A 12,987-nucleotide genomic window follows, 5' to 3' on the forward strand; every position below is an offset into this window, starting at 1 on the left:
TCCGGGGCGTCGTTGGGAGGCGCCCCCCTGTTGAGAGAAATGAGCACTTCTGTGAGGACTTCACGCGCGCTGGTCGCCCCCCTGGGGCTGGCCCTGGCCGCCACCACCGCACTGGCCGGCTCCGGCCTGCCCGCTGCGGCCGACCCGACCTCGGCACCGCGCTTCGACGAGAGCAGCGGTCGCGGCGCCGGCACCGTCAACCGGGTCGAGGAGCCGACCAAGGCCCAGGTCGTCGCCCGCGCCGCCGGCGAGACCGCGGTCTCCGGCGACCCGGTCGCGATGCCGACGTCGTACCCCTACCAGCCCGCGCTGCGCCTCTACCGCGACAACCCCGACGACGCCGCGCACACCGCCGAGCTGATGGGCCACCCCGAGATCGCGCCCAAGCTGATGGAGCTGATGGCCAGCAGCGACCGGGTCTCCGCCCAGGTCGTGGGCCAGTCCACCGAGGGCCGTGACCTCTACCTGGTCACCGTCACCGCGCCCGAGCGCGAGCAGGACACCGCCCAGCAGACCGCCTGGCGCGAGAAGATCAAGAACGACCCGGCGGCCGCGGCGGCCGACTCCGAGCTCCTGGCGCAGTACAAGACCCCCATCTGGATGAGCAACAACATCCACGGCAACGAGTGGGAGGGCACCGACGCCTCGATGCAGTACATCGAGTGGCTGGCCACGGCGCCGATGTCGGAGGTCGGCAGCATCCTGCGCAACAACCGTCTCTACTTCTCGCCGTCGCTCAACCCCGACGGGCGCACCGACGCCACCCGCGCCACCGCGATCGGCCTGGACCCCAACCGCGACCTGATCACCAACCAGACGCCCGAGACGAAGTCGTTCATCCGCACCGCCCAGGCGATCCAGGCGATCTACGCCGCCGACTTCCACGGCTACACCCGCGTCCTGCAGATCGAGCCGGCCGGCCCGCCGCACGGCTCGAACTACGAGTTCGACCAGATCCTGCCGCACAACTACGCCCTGGCCCTCGAGGTCGAGCAGGACGTCGTCGACGCAGCGATCCCCGGCAACACCTACCGCAACGTCGAGACCGGTGCGATCGTCGACGCGGTCACCGACGAGGCCACCGGACACATCAAGATCCCCTACCGCGACACCCCGTCGGGCTGGGACGACTTCCCGCCGATCTTCACCGCGCAGTACGCCGCGTTCTACGGCGCCGCCACCACCACGGTCGAGCTGCCCCTGACCCGGGGTGCCAGCGGCGGGCGCCAGACCCCCGAGCGTGCCGAGGTCAACACCGCGGTGGCCTACCAGACCCTCGAGAGCATGGTCGACTACCTCAACGACCCGGTGGCGGCCCGCGAGATGCTCGAGGGCCAGATCGAGACCTTCCGCCGCGGCGTGGCCGGCGAGCCGAAGGTGGCGCTGACCAGCGAGAACATCGCCGACGTGCCGGGCCCCGACCAGTGGAAGGCGCTGTGGGACGTCGCCGACGACCAGGAGCCGGTGAGCCTGCCGCGCGCCTACGTCATCCCGGTGGGCGACGACCAGCGCTCGGCGAGCGACGCCACCTCGCTGGTCGAGCAGCTGCTGCTGCACGAGATCGAGGTCGGCACGCTCGACGCCGACACGACCGTCGGGGGCACCACCTACCCGGCGGGCTCCTACGTCGTGGACATGCACCAGCCGCTGCGCGGCCTGGCCAACAGCCTGCTCGACCTCGGTGACGACATCTCCGAGAAGGTGCCGACGATGTACGACGTCTCGGCCTGGAGCTACAGCTACCTGTGGGGCGCCAGCGTCGACAAGGTCGGGTCGGTCACCGACGCCGCCCTCGGCGCCACGACCCCGGTCGGTGCGGCCACCGACCTGACCTCGGTGCCCTCGACCCCGAGCCACACCACCTTCGACGTGGCCGGTGTCGTGGACTTCCGGGCGCTCAACTCGCTGCTCGAGGACAGCGTCCCGGTCTCGATGCTGGCCGACGGCTCGGTCGTCGTCGGTGTCGACGACTTCGACGCGGCCGCCGCCGTGGCGCGCGAGCACGGCATCGCCCTCGAGGCGGCCACCGCCGAGGACCTCGACGCGCTCGACGACGAGACCACCGCGGCGCTGAGCGACCTGACCATCGGCTACGTCGGCTCCCAGGACGACAAGCTGTCGCTGACCGAGCTCGGCTTCGACGACCTCGTGCAGCTCTCCACGGGCACGCTCGAGGCCGACCCGTCGCTGATGGACGACGTCGACGTGCTCTGGGTGGCCTCGACCTTCAACCCGGCGGAGGGCTCGGCCGCCCGCGCGGCCGTGCAGGCCTTCGTCGACGAGGGCGGCGCCCTCCTCGGACGCACCAACCGCGCCTTCGAGGCGGCGGTCTCCTTCGGGCTGATGGAGGGCGAGGTCGTCAGCGGCAGCAGCCGCGGCAACGGCATCGTGGCCGTCGACACCGCGGAGGGCTCGGTGCTGGCGCCGTACGCCCAGGACCACGCCTTCATCTACCCGGCCTACCACTTCACCGGCCTCGGTGAGGGCGTCACGGTCGAGCAGACCTACGACGCCGAGCAGCCCTTCCTGGCCGGTCACTGGCGCGCCTCGAACGCCACGGACGGGCCCGAGGCCGCGGCGGGCAACGCCTCGGTGGTCTCGTCCGTCGACGAGGCGACCGGCGCCAAGTCGCTGGTCTTCGGCACCTCGGTGCTCTTCCGCACCCACCCCAAGGGCGGGCTGAGCCAGGCCGCCCGCGCCCTGATGTGGGCCGCGCCGGCCGGTGAGGCGGTCGTGGCTCCCGAGGAGGAGACCCGCGGCACCTCGACGACCACGCTCGAGGCCGAGGCCAAGAACAAGCGCAAGGCCGTCGTGACCGTCACCGTCGAGGTCGACGACGAGCCGGGCACCGGCACCGTGCTGGTCAAGGACAAGGGCACCAAGGTGGAGGTCCTCGAGATCACCGAGGGCGACGACGGCACCGTCACGGTGACCCTGAAGCTGGGCACCGGCCGCCACAAGCTCAAGGCCGTGCGCAAGGGCGACGACGTCGCCACCCGCAGCGTCTCCGCACCGGTGGTGCTGCGCCTGGGCTGAGCGCCCGCTGAACCACGACGGACCCGCTTGGCAACTCCTGCCAGGCGGGTCCGTCCAGCGTGGTGGCCGCGCACGGTGCCGCCCCCCGGCGCCGTCCCTACCCTCGGAGCATGAGGGTCCTGGTCGCGCTCGGCGGCAACGCGATGACCGGCCCCGACGGGTCGGCGCGGCCCGGTGACCAGATCACGGCGGCCCGCGGCGCCGCGGCCGCCGTGGCCGACCTGGTCGCGGCGGGCCACGACGTGGTGCTCACGCACGGCAACGGGCCCCAGGTCGGCAACCTGCTGGTCAAGAACGAGCTCGCCGCCGCCGTCGTCCCGCCGGTGCCGCTCGACTGGTGCGGCGCCCAGACCCAGGCGACGCTCGGCTTCGTGCTGATGAACGCCCTCGAGGCGGCCCTGGCCGGGCGCGGGCTGCGCACCCCGACCGCGGCCCTGGTCACCCGCACCCTGGTCGACCGTGACGACCCCTGCTGGGCGCGGCCCACCAAGCCCGTCGGGCGCTTCCTGCCCGAGGCCGAGGCCCAGGTGCTCGTCGAGCACGGCGAGACCTGGGAGCCGCGCGGCGAGCGCGGCTGGCGGCGCGTGGTCGCCTCGCCGGAGCCGCTGGAGGTGCTCGACGCGCCCGCGGCCGCCACCCTGTCCGCGGCCGGGTACGTCGTCGTGGTCGCCGGCGGCGGGGGAGTCCCGGTCGTGCGCGAGACCGACGGCACCCTGCGCGGCGTCGAGGCCGTGATCGACAAGGACCTCGCGGCGGCGGTGCTCGCGCGCGCCCTCGGCGCCGAGGTGCTGGTCGTCGGCACCGACGTCCCCGCGGCGGTGCTGGGCTTCGAGGGCCCCGACCCGCAACCCCTGGGGCGCATCGAGTCCGCCGCCCTGCGCGACCACGCACGTCAGGGCCACTTCGCCGGCGGGTCGATGGGCCCCAAGGTCGAGGCCGCCTGCCGCTTCGTCGAGGCCGGCGGCCGGCACGCCGCGATCACCGACCTCGACCACCTGGGCCCCGCCGCCGAGGGCGGCGCGGGCACCGTCGTCGTACCCGGGCCACCGCACAGCACCGACCGCCCCACCGACCGCCCCACCGACCGTTGAGAGGACATCCGCCATGCCGCACGCCATCGAGGTCCGCAAGGTCCCGATCCACTCCGTCGCCGATGCCAGCGAGCTCGAGAAGCTCCTCGACGAGGGGGTGCTGGAGGCCTCGCGCGTCGTCGCGATCATCGGCAAGACCGAGGGCAACGGCGGGGTCAACGACTACACCCGCATCATCGCCGACCGGGCCTTCCGCGAGGTGCTGGTCGCTCGCGGCGCCGACCCCGAGGCGGTGTCGCAGGTGCCGATCGTGTGGTCGGGCGGCACCGACGGCGTGATCAGCCCGCACGCCACGATCTTCGCGACGCTGCCCGAGGGCTCCGTCGAGCCGCCCCGGGACCCCGAGGAGAAGCGGCTGACCGTCGGGTTCGCGATGAGCGAGGTGCTGCTGCCCGAGGAGATCGGCCGCTCCGGCATGGTCACCAAGGTCGCCGACGCGGTGGAGGTCGCGATGGAGCGCGCCGGCATCACCGACGCCGCCGACGTGCACTACGTGCAGACCAAGACGCCGCTGCTGACCCTGAGCACCATCGCCGACGCCAAGTCGCGCGGCGAGGACGTCTTCACCGAGGACACGCTCTACTCGATGGACGTCTCCAACGGCGGCACCGCGCTCGGCATCGCCGTGGCGCTGGGGGAGATCGAGATGCCCCGCGACGAGCAGGTGCTCAAGGACCGCTCGCTGTACTCCTCGGTGGCCTCCTGCTCCTCGGGCGTCGAGCTCGACCGTGCCCAGGTGGTGGTGGTCGGCAACGCGCGCGGGGTCGGCGGCCGCTACCGCATCGGCCACTCGGTGATGCGCGACGCCCTCGACGCCGACGGACTGTGGGAGGCGATCCGCGACGCCGGCCTCGACCTGCCCGATCGGCCCCACCCCTCCGACCTCGACGGCCGCCTGGTCAACCTCTTCCTCAAGTGCGAGGCCTCCCAGGACGGCACCGTGCGCGGGCGGCGCAACGCCATGCTCGACGACTCCGACGTGCACTGGCACCGCCAGATCAAGGCCGCCGTCGGCGGCGTGACCGCCGCCGTCACCGGTGACCCGGCCGTGTTCGTCTCCGTCTCGGCGGCACACCAGGGACCCGACGGCGGCGGCCCGGTCGCCGCCATCGTCGACCTCGGCTGACGCCTCGCGGGGCTCAGGTGTCGAGCCAGGCCCTGACGGCCTCGGTGTGCTCGCCGAGGCGGGGCGGCGGCAGGTGGGTGGCGCGGCCGCCGGAGTGGGTGGCGTCGTCGAAGCGCAGCGGCGAGCCGGGCAGCTGCAGCGGGCCCAGGGTCGGGTGCTCGACGTCCAGCAGCAGCCCCTGCGAGCGCGTCTGCTCCCAGGCGTAGACGTCGTCGAGGGTGCGCACCTTGCCGCTGGGCACCCCCGCGGCCCGCAGCACCTCGAGCCAGTGCTCGGCCGGGTCGGTGGCGAAGTGCGCCTCGAGCAGGCCGGTCAGGGCGTCGCGGTGCGCCACCCGGTCGGCGTTGGTGGCGAACCGCTCGTCGGCCGCGTCGAGGTCGAGCGCCGCGCACAGCGCGCGCCACAGGCCCTCGGAGCCGCAGGCGATCTGGATCGGCGCGGTGCCGGTCTCGAAGAGCCCGTACGGCGAGATGGAGGGGTGGTGGGCGCCCGCCGGGCCCGGCACCTCGCCGGCGACGGTCCAGCGGGTGCCCTGGAAGGCGTGCACGCCGACCATCCCGGCCAGCAGCGAGGTGCGCACGACGCGGCCGCGCCCGGTGCGCTCGCGCTCGTGCAGCGCGGCCAGCACGCCGAAGGCGCCGTTCATCCCGGCGACCAGGTCGGCGATCGGCACCCCGACCTTGGTGGGGGTGTCGCTGCCGGTCAGCGACATCAGCCCGCCCTCGCCCTGGGCGATCTGGTCGTAGCCGGCGCGCTGGGCCTCCGGGCCGTCGTGGCCGAAGCCGGTGATGGAGAGCACCACCAGGCGCGGGTTGAGCGCGTGCAGCCGCTCGGTGCCGAAGCCGAGCCGCTCGAGCACGCCGCTGCGGTAGTTCTCCATCAGCACGTCGGCGCGCTCGACGAGGCGGGCCAGCACGTCGGAGTCGGCGGGGTCCTTGAGGTCGAGGACGACCGACTCCTTGTTGCGGTTGGCCGAGAGGAAGTACGTCGACTCGCGCGCCTCCTCGGGCCCGACGAACGGCGGCCCCCAGGAGCGGGTGTCGTCGCCGGCCGGGGGCTCGACCTTGATCACCCGGGCCCCCTGGTCGGCGAGCATCATCGCCGCGTGCGGGCCGGCCAGGGCGCGGGTCAGGTCGATGACGATCAGGTCGCTGAGGGGGCCGTCCATGGGGCGAGCCTGCCATGCCGGCGGGCGTGCGGGCGGCTGTCGGTGCCGGGTGGTCGAATGGTCGCCATGAGGAGCCCCGCACCGTCGACCACGTACCGGCTGGCCGCGCCGCAGCAGGCGGCCGCGGTGCCGGTCCTCGACGAGCACCAGCGCCGCGTGCTGGAGCACCCCGGCGGCCCGCTGCTCGTGCTGGCGGGCCCCGGCACCGGCAAGACGACGACGCTGGTCGAGACGATCGTGCACCGCATCGAGCAGGGCGCCCGGCCCGAGCAGGTGCTGGCGCTGACGTTCTCCCGCAAGGCGGCCGAGCAGCTGCGCGACCGGGTCACGGCCCGCCTGGGCCTGACCTCGGCGGTCGCGATCGGCACGACGTTCCACTCCTTCGCCTACGGCCTGATCCGCCAGCACCAGCCCGCCGAGCTCTACGAGGGCCCGCTGCAGCTGCTCAGCGCGCCCGAGCAGGACGTCGTGCTCCAGCAGCTGCTGACCGACGCCCCCGAGTCGGTGCGCTGGCCCGAGGGGCTGCGCCACGCGGTCGGCACCCGCGGCTTCGCCGGGGAGGTGCAGGCGGTGCTCGCCCGTGCCCGCGAGAAGGGGCTCGACGGCGAGGAGCTGCGCCGGCTGGGCGCCGAGGAGGGTCGCGACGAGCTCGTGGCCGCCGGGTGGTTCCTCGACCAGTACCTCGACGTGCTCGACTCGCGCGGCGCCATCGACTACGCCGACCTGATCCGCCGGGCGGCGATCCTGGCCGAGCAGCACCGCGACGAGCTGCGTGCCACCTACCGCCACGTGTTCGTCGACGAGTACCAGGACACCGACCCCGGCCAGGTGGCGCTGCTGCAGGCGCTGGCGGGCGACGGGCGTGACCTGACCGTGGTCGGCGACCCGCACCAGTCGATCTACGCGTTCCGCGGCGCCGAGGTGCGCGGCATCCTGGAGTTCCCCACGACCTTCCCGCGCCGCGACGGCAGCCCTGCCGGCACCGTGGTGCTGCGCGGCACCCGGCGCTTCGGCGCCTCGCTGCTCCGGTGCTCCCAGCGGGTGGCTGCCCGGCTGCCGCTCATCGGCACCATCGAGAGCGGCGCGCGCGAGGACTTCCTCGCGCCGGTGCCGGTCGGCGACCACGGCGACGGGCGGGTGCAGGTGCTGACCTTCGACACCGAGCGCGCGGAGGCCGAGCACCTGGCCGACACGCTGCGTCGTGCCCACCTCGAGGACGGCGTCGCCTGGGACGACATGGCGGTGCTGGTGCGCTCGGGGCGCACGTCGATCCCGCCGCTGCGCAGGTCCCTGCTGGCGGCCGGGGTGCCGGTCGAGGTCGCCGGCGACGACACCCCGCTGGTGGGCGAGCCCGCCGTGCGCACGCTCGTCGACGCCCTCACGGCGGTGCTGCACCTCGACGAGGACGACCCCCGCAGCGTCGACCACCTCGACGTCCAGCACGCGCACGCGCTGCTGCACTCCCACCTGGCCGGCCTCGACGCGGCCGACGTGCGGGTGCTGGCCCGGCTGCTGCGCACCCGGGAGAAGGAGCGCGTCGCCGAGGCCGGTGCGGGCACGGCCCCCCGCAGCTCGCCCGAGCTGCTGCGGGCCGCCGTCGTCGACGGCAGCGTCCTCGAGGACCTCGCCGGCACGCCGGGCGCCGACCTGCCGGCCGTGGCCCGGGCCGCGCGGCTGGCGCGGCTGCTGCGCGAGGCCCGCGGGCTCGTGGAGGGCGGCGCCTCGGCCGAGGAGGTGCTGTGGCACCTGTGGTCCGGCACCGACTGGCCGGCCCGGCTGCAGAGCGCCTCGACGCGTGGCGGGCAGGGCGGGCGCAGCGCCCACCGCGACCTCGACGCGGTCTGCGCCCTCTTCGACGAGGCGGCCCGGGTCGAGGAGCGGCGCGGGCACACCGCCCTGGCCTCGTTCCTCTCCACCCTCGTGGCCCAGCAGATCCCCGCCGACACCCTGGCCGAGCAGGGCATCCGCGGCGAGGCGGTGCGCCTGCTCACCGCCCACCGCTCCAAGGGGCTGGAGTGGCGCCTGGTCGTCGTGGCGCACGTGCAGGAGGAGGGCTGGCCCGACCTGCGCCGCCGCTCCACCCTGCTGCAGGCCGACCGCATCGGCAGCGGGCACCTGGTGCCGCCGACGTCGGCGCGCGAGCTGCTGGCCGACGAGCGCCGGCTGTTCTACGTCGCCTGCACCCGCGCCCGCGAGCGTCTCGTGGTGACCGCGGTCGCCTCGCCCGACGAGGACGGTGAGCAGGCCTCCCGGTTCCTCGCCGAGCTCGGTCCCACGCCCCAGCACGTGCAGGGCCGGCCGCGCCGGCCCCTCTCGCTGGCCGGGCTGGTCGCCGAGCTGCGCCGCACCGTGGCCGACGACACCCAGTCCAAGGTGCTGCGCCACGCCGCCGCCGAGCGGCTCGCGCGCCTGGTCGCCCAGCACCGCGAGGGTGCCGCCTGGGTGCCGGCCGCCGACCCGGCCACCTGGTGGGGCACCCGCGCCTTCTCGGCCTCCGAGCAGCCGGTGCGCGCGCCCGACGAGCCGGTGCGTCTCTCGGCCAGTGCGCTGACCACGCTCGAGCAGTGCCCGGCGAAGTGGTTCCTGGAGTCCGAGGCGGGCGGGGCCCGGGCCGCCACCCAGGCCCAGGGCTTCGGCAACGTCGTGCACGCGCTCGCCGACCGCATCAGCCGCGGCGAGGTCGACCTCTCGGGGCCCGACCCCGTGGAGGCGCTGATGGCGCACGTCGACGCCGTCTGGGCGCGGCTGCCCTTCCGCACCCCCTGGTCGGGCGGGCGCGAGCGCGAGGAGGTGCGCAAGGCCCTGACCCGCTTCCTGGCCTGGCACCAGCGTCCCGACGCGCGCGAGGTGCTGGCCACCGAGCAGCGCATCAGCACCCGGGTCGGGCTGCCCGACGGCCAGCAGGTGCACCTGCACGGGTACGCCGACCGGCTCGAGGTCGACGCGGAGGGCCGGGTGGTCGTCATCGACCTCAAGACCAGCAAGTACAAGCCGACGGGGGAGGAGATCGCGGTGCACCCCCAGCTGGGGCTCTACCAGCTCGCCGTCGAGCACGGCGCCGTCGACGAGGTGCTCAGCGCCCACCGGGGCGAGCCCGCCACCGCCGAGCCGGGCGGCGCCGAGCTGTGGCAGCTGCGGCACGAGGCGCGCGGTCGCCTCACGGTCCAGGCGCAGGCGCCGCAGCAGCCCGACGAGCAGGGGGTCCGACCGATCGAGCAGCAGCTGATGTCCGCGGCCCGCGCGGTGCGCGAGGAGGACTTCGTGGCCAGGCCCGGCAAGCACTGCGACTTCTGCGACTTCCAGCCCCTGTGCCCGGCCAAGACCTCGGGCACGGTGCTCTCGTGAGCGCGGCGGGCACCCGCGAGGTGCGCACCCCCGAGGACCTCCAGGCGGTCATGCAGTCGGAGTTCCCGCCCAGCCCCGAGCAGTGGGAGGCGATCCGGGCCCCGCTCGAGCCGGCCGTGGTGGTCGCCGGCGCCGGGTCGGGCAAGACGACGCTGATGGCGGCGCGGGTGGTCTACCTGGTGGTGACCGGGCAGGTGCGCCCCGACGAGGTCCTCGGCCTGACCTTCACCACCAAGGCGGCCAGCGAGCTGCGCCAGCGCATCCGCGACGCCCTCGAGCGGGCCGGCTTCGGTCCCGGGGGCCCGGGCGAGCAGGAGGAGCAGGGCGAGCAGGCCGTCGAGCTGCTCGAGCCGACCGTGTCGACGTACAACGCCTACGCCTCCGCGCTGCTCTCCGAGCACGGGCTGCGCATCGGTCACGAGCCCGACACCCGCGTGATGGCCGACGCGTCGCGCTACCAGCTCGCGGCGCGGGTCATCGACCGGCACACCGGCCGCGTCGAGCTGCTGTCCGACAGCCCGCGGCACGTCATCGACTACGTGCTGCGCCTCGAGGGCGCCCTGGGCGAGCACCTGGTCGACATCGCCGACCTGCGCGCCTTCGACGCGGCGCAGGCGCCGCGCTTCGCCGAGGCGCTGCTGGCCGGGCCCAAGAAGACCCGCGACGACGTCGCCAGCGCCTTCGCCCGCCGTGCCGAGGCCCTCGACCTGGTCGAGGAGTACCAGCGGCTCAAGCAGGCGCTGGGGCTGATGGACTTCTCCGACCAGATCGCGCTGGCCGCCCGGCTGGCCGAGAGCCACGCCGAGGTGGGCGAGCAGGAGCGCGGCAAGTACCGCGTGGTCCTGCTCGACGAGTACCAGGACACCTCGGTGGCCCAGGCCCGGATGCTGCGCCGCCTCTTCGGCGGGGGCCACCCGGTGATGGCGGTGGGCGACCCCAACCAGGCGATCTACGGCTGGCGCGGTGCGTCGGTCTCCAACATCCTGCGCTTCGACGAGGACTTCCCCCGCGGCGACGGGGGCGAGGTGGCGCGCTTCCGGCTCAGCGTCAACCGGCGCTCCGACACCCGCATCCTCGAGGTCGCCAACGCGCTGGCCGACCCGCTCTACCGGCAGTTCCCGATGGTGGCGCCGCTGCGCTCGGGCACGTCGGCGACCGGCGAGGTCGACGTCGCGGTCCACGAGACCTACGCCGAGGAGCTGGGCTGGCTCGCCGACCAGGTCCGGGCCGCGCGTGCCGCCGGCACGCCGTGGCGCGAGGTCGGGGTGCTGGTGCGCGACAACGCGCACGCCGCCGACGTCTTCGACGCGCTCAGCGCGGCGGAGGTCCCGGTGGAGATCGTCGGCCTCAGCGGCCTGCTGCGCCTGCCCGAGGTGGCCGAGGTGCTCGCGACCCTGACGCTGCTGGAGGACCTCACCGCCAACGCCGACCTGCTCACCCTGCTCACCGGTCCGCGGTGGGCGGTCGGCCCGCGCGACCTGGCGCTGCTGGGCCAGCGCGCCGAGCAGCTGGCCGGGGCGCGACGGGGGCGCGCCGCCGAGAGCGGGCGCGCCGTGGCCGAGGAGCTCGAGCAGGCGGTCGCGGGCGCCGACCCCACCGAGGTGCCGGCCCTGTGCGACGCGCTCGACGACCCCGGCGACCTGCCGTACTCCGCGGCGGCCCTGGAGCGCTTCGCGCTGCTGGGCGCCGAGCTGCGGATGCTGCGCGCCCACGTCGGGGAGCCGCTGCTCGAGCTGGTGCGACGCATCATCGAGACCTGCGGCATCGACCTCGAGCTGGCCGCCTCGGTCAGCGAGGCCGCCCGGGCCCGCCGCGACAACCTCGACATCTTCGTCAAGGCGGTGGCCGACTTCCAGGCCATCGACGGGTCGGTCAGCCTGACCTCGCTGCTGGCCTGGCTCCAGGCCGAGGACGAGCTCGGCAACGGGCTCGACGCGGCCACCCCCTCGGAGGCCGACTCGGTCAAGCTGCTGACGGTGCACCGCGCCAAGGGGCTGGAGTGGGACGTGGTGTTCCTGGTCGGCACCTGCCGCGACAAGTTCCCCCACACCCGCAGCCGCGGCCTGTGGCCGCGCCGGCTCGAGATGCTGCCGACCCCGTTGCGTGGTGACGAGCGCGACCTGCCCCAGCTGGTGGGCCACGACGCCGACGCGCTCAAGCGCCTCGACACCGAGACCAAGGCGCACGAGGCCACCGAGGAGCTGCGCCTGGGCTACGTGGCCTTCACCCGGGCGCGGCACCGGCTCGTCGTCTCCTCCTACGTGTGGACCGAGGGCCGCAAGGGCGGCCTGGGTCCCTCGCCCTACCAGGTCGTCGTCCGCGACTTCCTGGCCCTGGCCGGGGTGGCGCCCCTGGCCTGGCGCGAGTGCCCCGACAAGAGCGAGGTCAACCCCCTGCTGCAGGCCGAGGTGCCCGAGCACCCCTGGCCGGTCACCGAGCACACCGCGGAGGCGCTGCGTCGTCTCGAGGCCTCCGAGCTGGTCGCCGAGGCCGTCGAGCAGCTGGCCGCCGGTCGCGGCGGTGAGTGGGACCAGCAGGCCGACCTCGTGGAGCGCTCGGTCCTCGACACCTGGGACGACGAACTCGAGCGGCTGCTGGCCGAGGCCCGCCGTGACCGGAGCCCGGTGGTCGAGGTGCCGCTGCCGGGCTCCATCTCGGTGACCGCGCTCTCGCGCCTGCGCGACGACCCGGCCACGTTCGCGCGCGAGCTGGTGCGTCCGATGCCCCGGCCGCCGTCGGCGGCCGCCCGGTTCGGCACCCGCTTCCACGCGTGGGTCGAGGCGCGCTTCGGCCAGCAGCCGCTGCTCGACCCCGACGACCTGCCCGGGCGCGGTGACGAGGGCATCGACGACGCCGCCGACCTCGAGGAGCTGGTGGCACGCTTCGAGGCCGGTCCCTTCGCCGACCGGGTGCCGCACGCGGTCGAGGCGCCCTTCGCGCTGGTGCTCGCCGGGCAGGTCGTGCGCGGGCGCATCGACGCGGTCTTCCGGGAGCCCGACGGCTCGTTCCTGCTCGTCGACTGGAAGACCAACCGCGGCACCGACGCCGACCCGCTGCAGCTCGCGCTCTACCGCACCGCCTGGGCAGAGCTCGAGGGCCTCGAGATCGAGCAGGTGCGGGCGGGGTTCTACTACGTGCGCTCCGGCGCCCTGGTCGAGCCCGCCGACCTGCCGGGCCGCGAGGAGCTCGAGGCGCTGCTGGGCGGGTCGTAGGGTCGGGGG

Annotated in this window: 6 protein-coding genes; 5 read left to right on the forward strand and 1 reads right to left on the reverse strand. The window is 74.7% G+C overall.

What is annotated here, in order from left to right; all coding sequences use genetic code 11:
• Nucleotides 1–51 precede the first annotated feature (51 nt).
• The 3 genes from OCU29_RS11125 (at nt 52) to OCU29_RS11135 (ending at nt 5,253) form a co-directional block, all read left to right on the forward strand.
• On the forward strand, nt 52–3,036 hold the full coding sequence (locus tag OCU29_RS11125) for a M14 family zinc carboxypeptidase (RefSeq protein WP_261819976.1): 2,985 nt from the start codon (nt 52–54) through the stop codon (nt 3,034–3,036).
• A 110-nt stretch (nt 3,037–3,146) separates the two neighbouring features.
• Nucleotides 3,147–4,127: a carbamate kinase gene (locus tag OCU29_RS11130; protein WP_261819977.1), complete on the forward strand. Its 981-nt coding sequence runs from the start codon at nt 3,147–3,149 to the stop codon at nt 4,125–4,127.
• Between the two features lie 13 nt (nt 4,128–4,140).
• Nucleotides 4,141–5,253, forward strand: coding sequence for a ring-opening amidohydrolase (locus OCU29_RS11135; RefSeq protein WP_261819978.1), 1,113 nt, complete (start codon nt 4,141–4,143; stop codon nt 5,251–5,253).
• A 13-nt stretch (nt 5,254–5,266) separates the two neighbouring features.
• Here the strand turns inward: OCU29_RS11135 and OCU29_RS11140 are convergent, their stop codons facing one another.
• Complete coding sequence (locus OCU29_RS11140) at nt 5,267–6,421, reverse strand: CaiB/BaiF CoA-transferase family protein (protein WP_261819979.1); 1,155 nt, start codon at nt 6,419–6,421, stop codon at nt 5,267–5,269.
• Between the two features lie 66 nt (nt 6,422–6,487).
• Here OCU29_RS11140 and OCU29_RS11145 point away from each other — a divergent pair, with 66 nt between their 5' ends.
• Nucleotides 6,488–9,766 carry an ATP-dependent DNA helicase gene (locus OCU29_RS11145; protein ID WP_261819980.1) on the forward strand — a complete coding sequence of 1,093 codons (3,279 nt, stop codon included), beginning with the start codon at nt 6,488–6,490 and terminating at the stop codon, nt 9,764–9,766.
• Nucleotides 9,763–12,978, forward strand: coding sequence for an ATP-dependent DNA helicase (locus OCU29_RS11150; RefSeq protein ID WP_261819981.1), 3,216 nt, complete (start codon nt 9,763–9,765; stop codon nt 12,976–12,978). The genes OCU29_RS11145 and OCU29_RS11150 overlap by 4 nt, the downstream gene beginning before the upstream one ends.
• Nucleotides 12,979–12,987 lie beyond the last annotated feature (9 nt).

Origin of the sequence: Nocardioides sp. OK12 (assembly GCF_024341885.1) — a bacterium.
Taxonomy (GTDB): Bacteria; Actinomycetota; Actinomycetes; order Propionibacteriales; family Nocardioidaceae; genus Nocardioides; species Nocardioides marinisabuli.